Below are 16,925 nucleotides of genomic sequence, written 5' to 3' on the forward strand. Positions count from 1 at the left end.
TATTGAACAGATACTGGTTTTTACACCGTAAACGCAGAATATTCATTCAAAAAATAAGCCGTTATTTTTTAACGGCTATTACTGCTCTTCATGACAAGAGAGCATTGCCGCACTCTACCGCTATAACCCTTGGTAGCGCAGCGGCATACGCCGAATACCGGTGTGCTTGTTGCTGCGCACCCATTCCACGGGACCGTTTAAGGCGAAGGTATCAATGTGGTTTAGCAATTCCCGAAAGACAACCCGCATCTCCAACGTCGCCAACTGCGCCCCCAGACAGCCGTGTCCCCCAATACCGAACGCTAAATGGGGATTTTTTTCCCGGCAGATATCAAAGGCAAAGGGGTTTTCAAACTGCTGTTCATCGCGATTGGCCGAAGCCCACCACAGTGTCACTTTCTCGCCAGCCTTGATGCGCTTACCTGCGACGTCAACATCACGCGTCGCGGTCCGGCGGTTGTACGGCGTGGGAGAGGTCCAGCGTAGAATTTCCTCCAGCGCCCGGTTCATTCGCACTGGTTCACGTTGCAACAGCTGCCACTGTTGCGGATGCTGAATAAACGCCAGTATTCCCCCCGCAATGGCATTGCGCGTGGTTTCCAAGCCGGCCACCATCACCACGCTAAACATCATCACCTGCTCCATCGGCGTTAAGCTGCCCAGTTCAGCAGACAGTTCTCCCGCAATTGCCAGCGAAACAATGTCATCACCGGGAGCCTGACGGCGTTGTTCCACAAAGCGCTGTGCGTAAGCCATAAACTGCTGCATACCTTGCTGACTGCTGGCACTGCTCTGCCCCAATTGACGATCGGCATAATCAAGCACCGCGCTAATCCACTCCGAGATCGGGTGCCGATCTTCAGGAGGAATCCCGACCAAATGCGCGATGGCAAACAGCGGAAGTTCGGCGGCAATATCCGACACAAAATCCCCTTCGCCTTTGGTTAACGCGCTCACGATGGCCTGACGTGCCGCCACGGTGAGAATCGGCTCCAGCGCAGCGATGCGTCCACGGGTGATCCCCGGCGCCATTAGACGCCGCAACGCTTTGTGGCGCGGATCGTCCATCATATTGATGACGGTCCCTGGCCCTGCGGCGCTGGGAAGATCCTCAATCATGGTTCCGCCACCGGTACGAGCGCCACCACGGTGTGAGGAGAAGGTGTCGATATCTATGGCAAGCGGTACAATATCCTGATAGCGAGTGAACACCCAAAAACCTTCATTATCCGGCGTCAACGGCGTAGCCGGATGATATAGCGCGCCATCATTCTGTCGTAATTGAGTGAACACGTCATGGGGGAAGCCCTGAGAGAACAGCGTCAAATCCGTTAAATCAACATCAGGCAACGGCCAATACGTAGCGCAACGTTCACTGTCACAAAGATGCTCAGACATTATCTCCTCCTTGATCTTCTCGGGGATGTACAATACGCCATCCTTCAGCGCGTACTTTTGCCTGCCAAAGGGCCGCGTAGCGTCCATTTTTGGCCAACAACTGTTGATGATTGCCCTGCTCCACAATTTGCCCGTTGTCGAGCACTAAAATGTTGTCTGCATTGCGGATGGTGTGCAGTTGATGGGCAATGACCAGCATGGTGCAGTGACCACGCAACGCGTTAAGCCCCTGCGCGATCGCTTCCTGGTTTTCCGGATCCAACGCACCGGTCGCCTCATCCAGCAGCAGAATTGGCGCATTTTTCAGCAATGCACGTGCCAGTGCGGCACGCTGACGTTCCCCCCCCGACAGAAATCCGCCCCCTTCGCCGACCCGACTATCCAGTCCCAGCGGTAAGCGCTGCACAACCTCGTCCAAACGCGTCAGTTTCAGAACGTTTTTCAAGGTGTTATCATCAGCGGCCGGGTTTCCCATCATCAGGTTTTCCCGCAGCGTGCCACTGAACAGATAATTGTCCTGAAACACTTGTGAAATCATATTAATGTGTTGCTTGACCGGGAAGTTCTTCACATTAATGCCGCCAATAGCAATCACCCCATTATCCGGATCGAAAAAACGGGCAATCAACTTGGTCAAGGTGGTTTTCCCCGAACCGGATGCGCCCACCACGGCGGTCACGCTATTAGCCGGCAGCGTCGCGGAGACACGCTGCAGCGCCCTAACACCGGGCTGATAGCTGAAGGTCACATCACGCAATTCGATGGTGTAGTGTTGTGGTAAAGGCACGGGCTCTGTCGGTGCCGGTAACGACAGTTGTGACAACACGTTTTCAGCCGCTTCCATTTGGGCTGACGCCATACGGATACCTGAGCCATAAGAGGCCACCTCACTGAGGGGATCGATAACCCTGCTCACCAACACAAGTAAGGCAAACAGCGTGGTTTGCTTCGCCGCATCGCCTTCCATCACCACCAGCCAGGTAATCCCTGCCATCAGCCCCATCAAAGCCAATTGCCCCAACCAGGTGTTCAACAGCAACGGTGGCAACACCAGCCATAACTGACGCCGCCCAGCCCGGCTTTGCGCCACAAGCGCCTGATCAAACTGTCGATATCCCTGTGCGGACTTGCCATAGGTGCGTAACACCGGCTGGCTTTGCGCAAACTCCACCATGCGATCGCACGCCTGTGCATTGGCAGTCTGAACGGCCCGGTCGGCGGTACGCCCCAGTCGCCCGGCCCACCAATACACCATCCCCAACATGGGAAACAGAAACGACGCGCACAGTGCTACGCGCCAGTCGAAAAAACTGGTTGCCACCACCACCACCGCAGGCGTGATCACCGCACGTAACAAGGGGGTTAACTGGTGGGCAGGCAATCCCAGGATCTCCATCACGCCCTGACTGAGTAATAGGCCCAATCGACTGGTATTGGCGCGCACAAACCAGCCCAGCGGTAATGTGACTACATGATCGCCAATGCGGCGACGCAACTGGCTCATTAACGTTGCCGCCACCTGAAATCCACTGTACGCCGCGCGATAGTGCAAATACCCGGTCAGCACTACCCCCACTCCTAACGGCAGCAACCACATCAACGCATCGTCCACGCGCAGATCCAGCAGAGCGCGGATAATGGGCACCACCAGTACAAACGTCAGCCCCTGCATCAGACAATAGCTGAACACCCATAGCAAATAATGCCGCAGCAACAACGCGTGAGATTTCCCCATCAGTCTGGTCAGGCGCATCAACAGCATATTGCCTCCTGTTGCCCTTGTTGTACCGCCCACAGCCGCGCATATTCACCGCCACCGGCCAGCAAATCGGCATGACACCCTTGCGCGTCAATGCGGCCATGCGACAGCACGACAATGTTATCTGCGTGCGTGATGGTCTCCAGACGGTGGGCGATCACCAGCACCACCTGACGACGTTGATGCGCGATCAATGCATTGAACGCTGACTGTATCGCGGCTTCTGATTCAGCATCCGCCTGCGCGGTGGGCTCATCCAACACCAGCACGGCAGGTTGCAGTAACAGCGCGCGGGCAATGCTGACCCGCTGTTCCTCACCGCCTGACAGTGTGGCATCATCGCCGTATACCGATTGATAACCGCGCGGTAAACACAGAATGCGCTCGTGAATATGGGCCGCCTTGGCTGCGGCAACCACCTGCTCTATGCTGGCCTGCGGATCGCCCAGCGCAATATTGTCATACAAACTCATACGCAACAGTCGCGTGTCCTGAAACACAGTACCGACCTGGCGGTATAAATGTCGGCTGTCAATCTGGCTCAACGCAATGCCACCCAGGGTAATTTGGCCGTGGTCGGGCACATCGAAGCGCAACAATAAGCGCGCCAACGTTGATTTCCCCGCGCCAGAGGCACCGACCAACGCGGTTACCGTGCCTGGCGCGAGGGTGAGCGAGATTTTGTGTAACAGGGGGGCACCAGGCTGATAACTAAAATCAATCTGGTCAAACACGACCTCATTATTCTGAGGAAACCGGCTCAGCGTCGGCTCCGGTTGCAGTGGGATCGCCAGCAGCGTGGCAAGCCGTTCTAACGCGGTTTTCGCCATACGCAGGGATTGCGCGCTGTGACTCAGTGTGGTCACGGGCACCGAGATCCCAAGCGCAATCACCAGAAACGGCAGCAGTTCTGTCATCCCAAGCATCCCCTGATGCATCAACCCGATGCCGCCGACCAGTATCAACATCAGCATAGTAATGGGCGCGATCATCACGGCAGACAAACACTCAGGCTTGATCAGCGGCAGCGCCCAATCCAGAAAAAAATGCTGAAACCCAGTTGTTGCCCGACAATAAGCCTGATGGGCTTTACCGCTGAGTCCAAAGGTCTTGACCACGGTGATGCCCTGCACGTACTCCACCACTGATTGGTTCACCTGTGTCAGCGCTGTACCGTATTCCGACATTTTGCGTTGACAACCTTTCTGCACTTGCCGATAGAACACCGTAAACAGCAGCAGCGGCACCAGAGCCACCAGCGTCATACGCCAGTCAACCCACAGCAGATAACCGTAGACAAACAGCAATGTGGCGCTCGGATTGGTGATATTGAGCCAGGCATGCGCCACCAGATGATGAATTGCCGTAACGTCATCCTGAAGCCCTTGTTTGATCCGTCCGCTGGTCTGGGCAGTAAACCAGCCGAGCGGTGCCTGAGACAGGCGTTGCGCTAATTGGCGGCGTAGCGATAAGGCCAAACGATTATCGGCCAGATGAGTAATCAGTTCCGCCAGGCCGCGCAGGGCCAAACCGGAAGCCAGACAGGCGCAGGCCAGCATAATGACGTGCCAGGCCTCTTTATGTCGCGTCAGCGACGTACTCATCAACACTTGGATCAGTTCACACAATTCAACCAGCGGTACCAACACCAACCCCGCCGAAAATATTTGCAGCACTGCCGCAAGCATGATCCAACCACGAATAGGCGCTAACAGTGACGCCGGTTTGATACTCTCAAGTGAATCAGTAGGTGACGATAGAGGGATTATCGGCTCCGTCATTAACAGGCTCTCCTTGTTGCTGGGGTAATGAAGGGGTGATGCCTGACCGGGGACTCAGCAGTAACACCCGATGGCACAGTGAACGTACGCTTTCCACCTGATGCGTGATCAACAACAGTGCCATGTGGTGTTCATGGCAAAGACGTTGTAAAAGGACAAGAATTTGTCTGGCGGTGAGCGCATCCAGCGCTGAAGTGACTTCATCACAAATCAAGACGGCAGGTTTAGCGGCCAGCGCGCGTGCCAAAGCAACCCGCTGCAATTCCCCACCGGATAGCTGTGCCGGAAAGCGCAGAGCATAATCCGCTGGCAAGGCAACCGCCGCAAGTAAGTGTTCAACGTCGTACTCCTGATGGAGGCCATAACGCCGCAGTGCCTGATATAACTGCGCACCAACGCGCCGAAAGGGATTAAGGGTTCGAGCCGTATCCTGTGGCACAAACGCCACCGCCTGCTGTTGACCACGTTGACGCTGTTGAACCGCCGCTGCCAACGGTTCCCCTGCTAAGCGCAGCGTTCCTTGCCGAGGTGCCAGAAGCCCGATCACGGTTTTAGCCAGCGTGCTTTTCCCCACTCCGGACACACCGTGTAATGCCACCATTTCTCCGGCGTAAAGCTGCAAAGACAACGGCGGCAGCAGGTTTTCTGAGTACGGCAGAGACAGCAACAGACGATCGAGTTCAAGTACAGGGCGTGTGCGCGTAGCGACCGACAGCGAGATCGGTGCGCTGTCCGGTGCCTGCCACGGGTTCAACAAGGGAATATCCTTCTGCGCCAGCAGACTGTCCACGGGACCATAGGCCTGCTGCTGCCCGTGCTGTAACACCAGGATATGGGTTGCCAGGTCACGCACACTGGTTGCATGATGGCTGATAAGCAGCAACGCACCGCGATGCTCTCGCTGCCAATGCCTCAGCACGGCTTTGTTGAATAATTTAAGATACTGATTTATATGAGCATTATAAAATTTCAACGACTAATTTTTCCTCTCGGAATGCTTTTTATTGTGCTAACTATTTGATTTGTCGTTCTAACAAAATACATTCTCTGTAAATGCATTCTAACTAAAGAAGATGTAAATCAAACGGTTAAATTATTCAACAAAGCCCCTCAGCACCGCAATCATGTTATACCGCTGTGCGTCATCGATACCGGCGAAAGGCTCATCCAACAGCAGTAAGCGAGGCCGCTTGAGCAGCACGCGAATTAACGCCACGCGCCGCCGTTGACCGCCAGACAGTTGATGCGGATAACGACGCAGGAAGGTGTTATCCGTGGGTAAACCCATCGCGCGTAGTAACGTGACAGCGTCACTTAATGCTTCAGGTGTTTTTGACACAAAACCCAGCAACAGTTGCTCAACTCTCTGAGTGTGCACCAGTTCCTGTGCCGGATCTTGCCCCAACCAGGCGCACTGCTGTGCACGCAACGTTCGTAAACGCTCACCGTCGGCATCATGTACTGCGCAACCGCAACAGAAGATCGCTCCTGCCACCCGACGCATCCCCGGTGCAAGTTCCCCGAGCAGCGATCGCAGCAAGGTACTCTTCCCCGCCCCGCTGCACCCGACAACGACCAGTACGTCATCGATACCAAGACAGAAAGAGATGCCGGCCAGCACTGGGTTACATACGGCGTCTTCGACGCTTAATTTCGTCACCTGCAACACCGGCGACCTCATCTGAGCCCCCGGCGGTCAACGGCCCGATTGATCAATATCATCACGCTGGCGATGCTGACTGCAGGCAAGAACAAGGCACAAGGATTGAGCGCCATCCCTTCCAGGCTCTCGCGGACCATGCTCGCCCAGTCATTCCCCTGTCCGACTGCATTGATGCCCAGAAAGCTGGCCGCAGAAAAAAGATAAAATGCCCCCACCAGCCGCGTTGCTCCATCGCACAACAGCGCCGGACACACCCCCGGCAGGATTTCACGTCGAAGCAACAGACCGGTAGAATCGCCTGCGGCACGGGCTACCATCACGTAATCGCTGTCCAGCATCGGCTCTGCCAGCGCACGGATAAACCGTGCAGTAAAGGGCACGTTCAGCAGTATGATGGCGAATAGTAGGGTTAGCGGTGAGGGACCGAGTGCATAATAGGTCATCATCACAATCAACAGCGGCGGCAACATCAGGATACTGTCTAACAGCGCCGTCACTGCATACCCGCGATCGGGTAACACCAACAGCCCCATGCCCGTGACGAGTCCAACCATGGACGCCACCAACATAGCCATCAGCGAAAACAGCAACATAGCAACGCCACCGTGCAGGGTACGGCTTAGCACATAGCGCCCCAACGCGTCGGTTCCACACCAAAACAGCGCATCCGGCACTTGCCACGGCAACCCTACGCTACGCGCCGGATCATACGGCGCTAAAAACGGCGCAAACAGAACGCATAACAGCACCAATAGCACCGTTTTCATAACGTTCTACGCTGCGCGATCAGTGTGGAAAGACTATCCGCGACCAGCCAGCACACGGCGGTATTCAGCGCCAGCAGCATCACAATCGCCTGAAGTAATGCGCCGTCTCGGGCATTAAACGCATCAACCCACATGCTGCCTAGACCGGGGTAGCCAAACAGGCGCTCAACCACAATTGCTCCGCCCAAGAGATAAGGAAGGGTGACAGCAACAATCGGAATAAACGACGCCGCCGCGTTCGGAAATAAATAGTCGCGCAGTAGAGCCCCCGTCGTTACACCGTTTAATCGAGCACTGATGAACCACGGAGCCTGAACCTGCTGCAACAACGTAATGCGCACCATCCGCTGCAGATAGCACACGGCAACCAGCCCTAATGTCAATGCAGGTAGCACCAGATTACGCACCTGCTCGGCGACACTGGCAGTGTCAACCGACAGGGATACCGCTGGCAACACCCCCATCCACACAGAAAAGATCAGGATGAGCAGTGTGGCAATCACAAACTCAGGGATACTCAGCCCAGCCAGGGCGAGTGCGGATAACCATCGATCGGGCCATGCCCTGTGACAGAGTGCCGCGATAATTCCGCCGGAGAAGCCCAGCAGCAACATCACAACGGCCGCACAGGCCACCAGCGTGGCACTGCGCTTCATGGCGGGCAGAACCACATCTGTCACAGGCCGCTGGCTCGTCAGTGAACGGCCCCATTCACCGTTTAACGCGCCCTTAAACCAGTACAGATATCGCACCATTACCGGTTTATCCAGCCCGTATTGATGACGCCAGTAGGCCAGCGCCGACGGCGTTGCCCGATCGCCCAGTACCCGGTTCACCGCATCACCGGGGGCCGTTGCCACCGCATAAAACGTCAGTACGCTCACCAGCCACAGAGAAAACAGCGTGGTCAGCACCCGCAGCAGGCAGAATCGCCTGAGATTAACGACCATTTGCCGACGCGCCTTTTATCCAGTCTGCATCAGCAAATAGCGGTACCCCCTGACTTAATTCCACGCCCTGCAAATCAGTAACTGCCGCTGACAATTGATCGCGGTAACCCCACACCAGATAGGGCCCGTCGTGCATGACTTGCCTTTGCAATTGTTGCAACAGCGGTTGCTGTAACGACGGTTCGGGCGTAGCACGCAGGCGAGTCACTCGCTCTGCCATACTGGAGGAATACCATCCCCCGTAGTTGTAGGGATTATTGTCGCCGAACAGCACGGGTAGCGCGGCGACAAAGGGGCGATTGAGAGCAAACATGGCCATTAACGGCGCTTGATGGAGCCGCCGAATGTCACTGAGATAGTCTGCCGGGTTAATCCGCACCAGCGTCAGCGTGACGTCAATCTCCGCCAGTTGCTGGCGCAGCAGTTCGGCGGCGTTGTTAAGCCCAGGGGTCAAGTCGGCCGTCAGCAGGGTTAATGCAGTAATGCCTTTTTGCGCAAACACTTGGCGAGCCGCTTCAACATCGTGTTTTATCGGCCAGGCCAGCGTATTCCCCCCGGGCAGACCTTGACCGAACAAATCGTTACCCGGATAACCATACCCTTCCAACACCACATCCACTAGCTGTTGGCGATTCACCAGCGCCTTCAATGCCTGACGCACTTCAACGTCGTTAAAAGGCGGAATACGCGTATTCATGGAAAAATAGAAGGCGTTGGCACCGACGATACCGCTGCGCAGTACGCGGTATTTGGGCTGTCCGTTCAACATGCGCGCACTGCTCACGGGAATATCAAACGCATAATCGGCGGCACCGCTCAGCAAGGCATTGACACGCGCAGCCGCATCGGCCAAGGGACGAATAACGATGCGTTCAAAGTAAACGACAGGTTGCCAGGCATACGGGTTACGCGTAAGTTCGGCACAGTTGATGCCGTCAAAGAGGCTCACCTGCCAGGGACCGCTGCACACGGGGAAATCACCGGTCTGCGTACCCGCTTTCCACACCATACTGGCCGCCGCCAGCACCGCGGGAACCAGATCGGCGCGTGGCTGGTGCAATTGTAACCTCAGCGTCAAGGCCCCCGTTGCGACACTCCGTGTAAAATCAACATCCTGAAAAAAACTGCCAAAGCCGATGGACTGCGACAACTGCTGTAGGCTGGTCAACACGTTGGTTGCCGATAATCGGCTACCATCAGAGAAATAGACATCGGGACGCAGACGTATCGTCCAGAGAGTTGCATCTTCATTCGGTTCAATGGCCGTTGCCAACTGGTACTCCAGCCGCCCATTGCGCCATCTGACCAGCACATCACAGACGTTTCCCATCACCGCCCAGGGAAAGTAAGTTTGGGCCTGACCATACTCCAGCGTCTCATTTTGACTGCCAAGCATGACCACACGCAGCGTTTTGTCATCACGCGAGGTATCAGAGATGTCGCTGTGTCTCCAGAAGAACCCAACGGCAGCAACCAGCAGAGCAACAACCCACAGTGTTTTTCTCTGGTTTCTCATTCGAATCCTGATAATGCCAACGGGCGCCGCACAGTACGGTGCAACGGCTACATGTGTACCTTCATTCCGGCACCGATCACCCGTCCGTGTCCCACGGTGACGACGTTCACGCCGGGCATATAGCTTATGCCGGTATACTGGGGCCGCTCATTCGTCAGATTTTGCGCAAACAGGTACACATCCAGTGACGGAAACTCTAACCCAGCCCTGAGATTGATCTGGCGATAAGCGGGCAATGTGAAGTTGTTATCCACATTCGCCTCACGCTGAGCGATAAACTGATGCTGTGCCAGCGCAAACACATTGGCGGCTGGGATGCCCAGCACGGCGGCTGAGTCGTAATAGGCCATGGTCAGCGAGGTGGTAAAACGGGGAACGGCAGGAACACGATAACCATCGCGCGCCCAAGTTTTATCGGCCACATTGCTGGGCACATTGCGCAACTCGGCATGGGTGTACCCGACACCACCGCCAAGCCGCCAGTGCTCCGCCACTTGCCATCCGCCTTCCAGCTCCGCGCCATAGCTGGCGGTATCGATGGATTGTGGTGTGAAGGCCATCGAATTACGTTCTTTGGCAAACATGTGCTCGTTTCTCACCTGGTTGTAAAACAGCGCCAGATTCCATTCGCCACGTCCGCCAGCGACACGGTTCTTGCTGCCAACCTCATAACTCCACGACGAGGACGCCTGATAGGGTTCATCTCGCATACCGCTCGGCGCATTATTGGTGAAGTTGGGGAAGCCCCCACTTTTGGCACCGCGCGCCACGCTGGTATACAGCATGGCATCGCGTGTCAGTTGATAGTGTAGCGCTGCACGTCCGGTCACCATGTCATATTGCAATCTTCCTTGCTGATCGAAGGCGGCAACGTTACCGGGGTGACCATTATTTTGAAAATGAGCGTGATACCCTTTGCTGTCGTGGGTGTAACGTAACCCCAGCGTGCCTTTTAATTTTTCGCTATCCGTCAGCGCCGTGGTCAGTTCGCCGAACAGCGCGTAGCTGTCCGTTTGATAATGGTTATTACGCTTTCCATTGATCATCGAACTGACGTTGCTCGGTGCCAACAGCGAGGTCGTGGTGTAATCGTTCATTAGACGATAGTCGTCGTGCAGGTAATTCATGCCGCCGACCCACCCCACCCGGGCCTTGTCCAGACTGCTCATCCGCAGCTCCTGATAGAAGCTGCGCTGTTTTTCGTCATAGGTACTCCAGTCAAGCGCAGGTAGAAATGCTGCACTGGGCTGGTTAAACCAGGTTCCATAGGTGAGTGCTTCGGAATTGTTCGTCAGGTTGTCGAAATCATAACGATTGAATGCGGTCACCGAGGTCACTTGCAAGGTACGCAGCGTGCGATTGGCGGTCAGCGACAGGGCCCCCGTTTCCCGGTGTGCCCACCCTTTGGGATCCAGAGCCACGCTGGGAAAATTCGGTGTACCTTGCAGCACAAAATTGGACGGCATCAGGCGATCGCGCCCATAGCTTAGCGCGAGCACCAGTTGGGTGATGTCATCGGGCGTTGCCAACAGCGTAGTGCGCATTGCACCGTCCTGCTCGCGGCCCATCCATCCTCCGACCTGATTGCGCACGTCACCACCCTGATCGGCGTAGGCAGCAGAAAAACTGCCTTTCAACATATCATCACGCAGCGGGCCGGAAAACGTTAACTGCCCGAGATTCTGGGAATGTCGATCCAGCGCACCTTCCGCACGCAGGGTGTGTTGAGCGTCATCGCTCGGTTGACGCGTGATGATATTGATAGCTCCGGCCTGGGCATTGCGCCCGAACACCGTGCCTTGCGGACCGCGCAGCACTTCTATACGTTCAACGTTGAGAAAACGCAAATCAGAACCAAACAGCGGCTGCGGTACGCCATCAATATAAGTGACGACCGAGGTGTCATCGTGCCCGAGGGGCTGCGCCAACGTGCCCACGCCTCTCATGGAAAGATGCGTGGATCGCCCATCGCCCAGCGCGCTCATACCAATGTTCGGCACACCGCGGATCAGCCGGGCAATATCATCAATACGGCGGTCTTCGATCGTTTGTTTGTCGAACACGCTCAAACTGAGCGGCACACGCAGGGAATCCTCTTTAATTTTGCGGGCCGTGACCCACACAACGCTGTCATCCTCCTGCTCCGTAGGGGGTTGCGCAGTATCAACTGGCGTTGCTGCCACGGCCCCACACAGTGCATACCCGGCGCATACGCACATCGGGTAAGTTACTCGCTTGTGACAAAAGTACTTGTTGTTCAGCATGTCCATCCCTCAACGCAGCAAAAAAAAGAAATGATAATTATTTTCATTACGGAGAGTGTAGGGGGAGGCCCGACGCCGCCCTAGCGAACTTAACTATGATAAAAGCTAAAACAGCTGTGATTGGAGCCAGCATCAAGCATTGAGCGCATCACGGGGACAGCGACCAAACTTGCGGCGGTAGGCGGTTGAGAAATTGCTGGGATGCTGATAGCCGACATAATAGGCAGCTTGTTTCACCGTCCATCCTTCCGACTCCAGCCCTTTTCGCGCACGCATCAGCCGCTGCTCCCGCAAGAAAGAAAACACGGATTGCCCCATCACCGCCGTAAATTTGCTTTTGAGCGCACTGATGCTGATCCCGGCTTCACGCGCCAAATCAAACAGGCAGTGATTGTTATCCAACTGTGCGAGCAGCTTGTCGCGAACTTTCAGAATGCGCACTGTATCCCGACAAGGTGTGGTGTAGGGCATCAAGGACGGCGTCTGTTCTGCGGCGCGCAGACCCTGCGCCAAAAGATCCAACACGCAGCTATGAATATGTAAACGTCCAGGCACACAGCTATCGCACAGGGTAAACAGGTTTTCGGCCAGCGTCAGGGTGTGATACGGCACCATAAAACTGTAAATACCTTCATGCTGTAGCAAGCGTTCAATCTGCTGCGCCAATTCGCCATCAACAATGCGACGTGGTGCCGCCTGAATAACCAAACTCCGGCTATGATGACCACGCGGATTGCGGCACCAGAGGCGGAGCGGGCTGCGAGTGGCAATCACTTTGGCCACACCAAGCTCCATCACCAGCATGCTGCCATCATCCAGATAATAATTTGGCGTGTCCCCGTCCAGGGTCAACAGGATGGTCAGGCACTGTTTAAGCGTGGCACTGCGAGAATCTTCCTCACGGGTAGTAATGTCGTTAAGACAAAGATCGATCCCATACGGCAACGTCACGGCCCGCAGCGTGCCCTCTAACGCGATCTCATGGGCCGGACTTTTGCCTGCCGCGACCATGTCACATTCGTAGTCCCAATGACGTGCTAAGTCGCTTAATTGCTTTAGCGATGAGAGGTGTTGTACTGATGACATGTAACCCTTCCTCCAGTCCCTCGATGTTGCATCCTTACCGCGTTTTTTGCTGGAAGACCAGATAAGGAGCAATACTGTCCAATTTTTCTTGCGTTTCAGTGAGTTCCCGTATGGGGGATGACTGCGCAATCACCCCTGCCCCGGCCTGTAACCAGCGCTGTTGGCTATCCTGAAATGCAGAGCGCAGCACCAGTGCCGCTTCGAAATGCGTTTTGCCGTCTAGCCAGAGTATGGCGCCGGAGTAAAGTTCGCGCGGGGACGATTCAAGTCGGGCAATTGCCGACAGCGCGGCGCGCTTCGGTACGCCCGTGGCGGTTATCGCGGGAAACAGGGCATCAAAAGCATCCCACGCATCTTTCCCGAAGCCCAATTCACCGCTGACGCGCGAGCCGAGGTGCTGCACGTTACCGCGCTGACGTACCGACATTAAATCATTGATAACGACACTCTCAGGCTGGCACAGCCCTTTCATTTCCTCTACCGCCGCTCTGACTGACATCACATGCTCAACAATCTCTTTGTCGTCACTCAAGGAATGGTTCAGCAATGCATTCGTCCGGGCCACATCCTGATGCTGTACGCAGGTGCCCGCCAGCGTATCCGTGCTCACCCTGTCCTGCTCGACGGACATCACCAACTCAGGACAAAAACCGACGGCCTCCCGATCTCCCTGTCGCAATAAAAACGTGCGCACCGGCGTATTAGCCTGGCGTCCACGCAGCAGCGTTGCTGCCATATCCACCGATTGTTTAAGGGGCAAGACGCGTGCCAGGATCACCTTGCTGTAGTGGGCATCGTTGATTTCTTCAATCGCCTGGCATACACGCTGGCAGTAGTCGCCCTGATCGCAGGCGAGTTCAGCAATGTGGGCCAGTCTGGCATCCCCACCGCGACGTTTCGCCACGGCTGCGGCACTCAGTATCCAATCAGAGAGTTGCCGACAACGCAGCGCATCCTCCGCCAACACCGTGACGCCGTTATCGCAAAAAATCAGCTCTTCACGCGGCACGATCAGGTTCAGCACCGGCCAACGCCCCGGTTTGTATGCGTGATCCTGAACACAAAGCGCATAGTGAAATCCCGCTTCGCCATAAATGCGCAGATTGTCACCGCCATGTGCCGCTTGAAAGCGACGGGCATACTCCGCTGGCGATCCCTTGACGCGCGTAGTATTGATGCCGTTATCGGTAATGGTGGTCGCCTGCTCACCAGCGGCATCGACGGTCAACGATGCCCGTTGCCCTAATGCCAGATACCAGCAGGATTGACGCTCGTAGACATAGTGGTCTTCCCCTTTCAACTGGTTGAGCAGTTCCGCGATGATTGGCAGCGATTGCGCCTCAGGCAAAATCAGATGCCGTCTACTGTGATATCCCATCATGGTTGCTCCTTTACCTGTTCCCTTACACGACCGAGAAGACGCGCCGTTAGTGCCTGTTTATTAATTTTTCCCATTGGGGTGAGCGGCAATGCTTTTACCACGCTCAGCGCGTCGGGCCATCGGGATAAGGGAACGCCCTGTTGTTCCAAAAAAGCACATAAATCCTCCAACAACAGCGAACGCTTGGCGACCACCACCGCATGCACCGTTTCATCCAGACCTGTCACAACGGCCACGTCACGCACATCAGGATGCAAGCGCAACGCATCCTCAATATCCCCTGCCGCAACGGATTCGCCGTGGCGGTTGATGGTTTCCTTGATGCGCCCTTCGACGCAAAGATTGCCATCCGGCAAACATCGAACCCGATCGCCGCTACGGTAAAATCCCTCGGACGTGAATGGCTGCACATCTGAAGGGCGAGCACGGAAATACCCTCGAATCGTATAGGGGCCGCGCACCCATAGTTCACCCGGGTCACCGGGGGAGACCGCTTTCCCAGCGGGATCTACAATGCGAATATCGTCATCCTCACACAGCGGTCGCCCTTGCGTGGTAAGAATAGTGTGTGGTGTATCGTCCAGTCGGGTCGCGGTGATCAACCCTTCAGCCATACCAAAGACTTGCTGCAATTGGCATCCGAAACGATTCAGCATTGCACTGGCCCGAATAGCATCAAGTTTGGCTCCGCCCACCTGAATCAGACGCAGTGAGCGCAAATCAGGAAGCTCACTGTCCAGCGCTTCCAGCCAACATTGGCTTAACGAAGGCACCAAGGCGGTGAGCGTGACACCAAAACGGGCAATCGCGGCGAAAGCATCCTCCGGCGCTGGCGTGGCATGGACCACCACACAACCGCCGCGCGACCACACCCCTAACGCGCCGGGACACGCCAACGAAAAATTGTGCGCCATCGGCAAGGCGGCCAAATAGCGATCCCGCCCGCTCAACGCGCACAGTTCAGCACAGCGCTGAAAGTTATAGCAATAATCTGCATGGGTGCGCGGGATCATTTTCGGTGTGCCCGTTGTTCCGCCGGACAGCAACAGCAGCGCAATATTGCCCGCCTCATCCCCCGGCGGCGGTGCAGCGATCATCGTCTCCTGGCAAAAACAAAAGCGATCCGTTTTGCCACTGAAGAGTGTACGGCACCCGAGTTCGGCCAGTTGCGTGGTCAATGCCTCGTTTTCACTCTGGAAGAGACGTGCGCTGCCCAGGTAACGTCGGGCACGAGCCTGCGCCGCCACCTGAACTACCGTCTTGGTACACAGTGTCGGCACCATCAATACTGGTACAGCGCCAATCAGCAATACCGCAAACAGGGCAACGGCGAAATCAGCACCGTTTGGCAACTGCACCAACACCGGATCACCGGGAGAGACCCCATGTTGACGGAGTATGGTGGCAAAACGCCTGCCTTGACCAATCAGTTTCCAATAGGGCCAGGCGTGCCCCTCGGCGATCAAGGCAATGTGTTCGCTGTAAGCCTGTTGCCAACGGATAATATGGGTCGATAGCGTATCCGCTTGCCAGTAACCCACATCCTGATAGCGCTGGACGGCATCCGGCGGCCAGGCAAGCGTTGGCGGCAATCGCCGCGCATCGGTATCGAACATACGGGTATCGGTCAGATAAGCATCCTGCGCATCGTTATTATGCATAAAGCACCCCGGCCTGAGCGGTGAGACGTTCTGCACGCAACCCCGCTTCCTGCGCAAGTTCCGCCAGACTAAATGTGTGCCAGACGCTCTGATTACGGATCACCTGCGCCGGGCAAGGCCCGCCGCGTACCGTCCAGCAGGACGTCAGCAGCATAGTATCGTCTAGCCCCGGTTCGCCTTGCAATGATGCGGTGTAATGCCGTTTACCTACCGTTTCACAAGCGAGCGGAAAGGCGGGCAGTACAATGGGTTTTTCCAGCGGCAACAGCTCGACAAAAATCGGGGCGCCAGCCGACAGGCGCGGTAACAGTAGCTGCCATAGCTGCTGGCGTTTTTCCCGACACAGATGCCCCAATACGCCATAGGCCACCACGGCGCCCAGTTTGTCCGGCAGTTGCAATTTATCCACGGGTTCAGCGACTACCGTCACGCGCTGACGCAGATGCGGATCGTTGACAACGCGGTGCATCAACACGGCGCGCATGGCCGGTGCCGGCTCCACCGCCAAAATGTCACACTGCGGCACGCTCTCAGCAATGGCCGCGACCGTGCGCCCGGTTCCCGCGCCAAGATCCAGGATCGGTTCGCCATTTAACGCGGTGGTCGCAAGACGTTCCCGAAGCACGGTATCGCCTTCTGAATGCGCTCTGGCCACCAGGTCATAATATTCTGCTACGGGTGAGTAGAAATCGTCCATCG

The 16,925-nt window shown here is 56.0% G+C and carries 13 protein-coding genes; all 13 read right to left on the reverse strand.

Annotated features, from left to right (window positions below):
* Window positions 1-120: 120 nt before the first annotated feature.
* The 13 genes from ACQGXV_RS30665 to ACQGXV_RS30725 all read right to left on the reverse strand — a co-directional run bounded on the left by ACQGXV_RS30665 (window position 121) and on the right by ACQGXV_RS30725 (window position 16,923).
* Window positions 121-1,431: a cytochrome P450 gene (locus ACQGXV_RS30665; protein ID WP_440864139.1), complete on the reverse strand. Its 1,311-nt coding sequence runs from the start codon at window positions 1,429-1,431 to the stop codon at window positions 121-123.
* Entirely contained in the window at window positions 1,391-3,151 is a 1,761-nt protein-coding gene (locus ACQGXV_RS30670; protein WP_440867731.1) for an ABC transporter ATP-binding protein, read from the reverse strand. Before ACQGXV_RS30670 ends, ACQGXV_RS30665 begins: the two co-directional genes overlap by 41 nt.
* Complete coding sequence (locus tag ACQGXV_RS30675; protein WP_440864140.1) at window positions 3,151-4,845, reverse strand: ABC transporter ATP-binding protein; 1,695 nt, start codon at window positions 4,843-4,845, stop codon at window positions 3,151-3,153. The genes ACQGXV_RS30670 and ACQGXV_RS30675 overlap by 1 nt, the downstream gene beginning before the upstream one ends.
* Before the next feature lie 55 nt (window positions 4,846-4,900).
* Window positions 4,901-5,911 (reverse strand): ATP-binding cassette domain-containing protein, encoded by a 1,011-nt coding sequence (locus ACQGXV_RS30680; RefSeq protein WP_440864141.1) that lies wholly within the window; start codon window positions 5,909-5,911, stop codon window positions 4,901-4,903.
* Between the two features lie 120 nt (window positions 5,912-6,031).
* Window positions 6,032-6,598 carry an ATP-binding cassette domain-containing protein gene (locus tag ACQGXV_RS30685; protein ID WP_440867732.1) on the reverse strand — a complete coding sequence of 189 codons (567 nt, stop codon included), beginning with the start codon at window positions 6,596-6,598 and terminating at the stop codon, window positions 6,032-6,034.
* 17 nt (window positions 6,599-6,615) lie between these two features.
* A complete protein-coding gene (locus ACQGXV_RS30690; protein WP_440864142.1) occupies window positions 6,616-7,368 on the reverse strand; it encodes an ABC transporter permease in 753 nt (250 codons plus the stop codon).
* Entirely contained in the window at window positions 7,365-8,318 is a 954-nt protein-coding gene (locus ACQGXV_RS30695; RefSeq protein WP_440864143.1) for an ABC transporter permease, read from the reverse strand. The genes ACQGXV_RS30690 and ACQGXV_RS30695 overlap by 4 nt, the downstream gene beginning before the upstream one ends.
* Window positions 8,308-9,834, reverse strand: coding sequence for an ABC transporter substrate-binding protein (locus ACQGXV_RS30700; RefSeq protein ID WP_440864144.1), 1,527 nt, complete (start codon window positions 9,832-9,834; stop codon window positions 8,308-8,310). Before ACQGXV_RS30700 ends, ACQGXV_RS30695 begins: the two co-directional genes overlap by 11 nt.
* A gap of 47 nt (window positions 9,835-9,881) precedes the next feature.
* Window positions 9,882-12,098 carry a TonB-dependent receptor gene (locus ACQGXV_RS30705; protein WP_440864145.1) on the reverse strand — a complete coding sequence of 739 codons (2,217 nt, stop codon included), beginning with the start codon at window positions 12,096-12,098 and terminating at the stop codon, window positions 9,882-9,884.
* 132 nt (window positions 12,099-12,230) lie between these two features.
* Complete coding sequence (locus ACQGXV_RS30710; protein ID WP_440864146.1) at window positions 12,231-13,109, reverse strand: helix-turn-helix transcriptional regulator; 879 nt, start codon at window positions 13,107-13,109, stop codon at window positions 12,231-12,233.
* Window positions 13,110-13,218: 109 nt separating this feature from the next.
* Complete coding sequence (locus ACQGXV_RS30715) at window positions 13,219-14,562, reverse strand: salicylate synthase (RefSeq protein WP_440867733.1); 1,344 nt, start codon at window positions 14,560-14,562, stop codon at window positions 13,219-13,221.
* Window positions 14,562-16,262: a (2,3-dihydroxybenzoyl)adenylate synthase gene (locus ACQGXV_RS30720; protein ID WP_440864147.1), complete on the reverse strand. Its 1,701-nt coding sequence runs from the start codon at window positions 16,260-16,262 to the stop codon at window positions 14,562-14,564. Before ACQGXV_RS30720 ends, ACQGXV_RS30715 begins: the two co-directional genes overlap by 1 nt.
* Complete coding sequence (locus tag ACQGXV_RS30725) at window positions 16,219-16,923, reverse strand: class I SAM-dependent methyltransferase (RefSeq protein ID WP_440864148.1); 705 nt, start codon at window positions 16,921-16,923, stop codon at window positions 16,219-16,221. Before ACQGXV_RS30725 ends, ACQGXV_RS30720 begins: the two co-directional genes overlap by 44 nt.
* Window positions 16,924-16,925: the final 2 nt, after the last annotated feature.

The sequence above is a fragment of the Symbiopectobacterium purcellii genome (genome assembly GCF_052050035.1).
Taxonomy (GTDB): domain Bacteria; phylum Pseudomonadota; class Gammaproteobacteria; order Enterobacterales; family Enterobacteriaceae; genus Symbiopectobacterium; species Symbiopectobacterium purcellii_A.

Bases quoted from the DNA above. Each gene is read 5' to 3' on its own strand.
- ACQGXV_RS30670 (WP_440867731.1), bottom strand. From the start codon at position 3,151: ATGCGCCTGACCAGACTGATGGGGAAATCTCACGCGTTGTTGCTGCGG.
- ACQGXV_RS30675 (WP_440864140.1), bottom strand. From the start codon at position 4,845: ATGCTTGCGGCAGTGCTGCAAATATTTTCGGCGGGGTTGGTGTTGGTA.
- ACQGXV_RS30690 (WP_440864142.1), bottom strand. From the start codon at position 7,368: ATGAAAACGGTGCTATTGGTGCTGTTATGCGTTCTGTTTGCGCCGTTT.
- ACQGXV_RS30695 (WP_440864143.1), bottom strand. From the start codon at position 8,318: ATGGTCGTTAATCTCAGGCGATTCTGCCTGCTGCGGGTGCTGACCACG.
- ACQGXV_RS30700 (WP_440864144.1), bottom strand. From the start codon at position 9,834: ATGAGAAACCAGAGAAAAACACTGTGGGTTGTTGCTCTGCTGGTTGCT.
- ACQGXV_RS30705 (WP_440864145.1), bottom strand. From the start codon at position 12,098: ATGCTGAACAACAAGTACTTTTGTCACAAGCGAGTAACTTACCCGATG.
- ACQGXV_RS30710 (WP_440864146.1), bottom strand. From the start codon at position 13,109: ATGGTCGCGGCAGGCAAAAGTCCGGCCCATGAGATCGCGTTAGAGGGC.
- ACQGXV_RS30715 (WP_440867733.1), bottom strand. From the start codon at position 14,562: ATGGGATATCACAGTAGACGGCATCTGATTTTGCCTGAGGCGCAATCG.
- ACQGXV_RS30725 (WP_440864148.1), bottom strand. From the start codon at position 16,923: ATGGACGATTTCTACTCACCCGTAGCAGAATATTATGACCTGGTGGCC.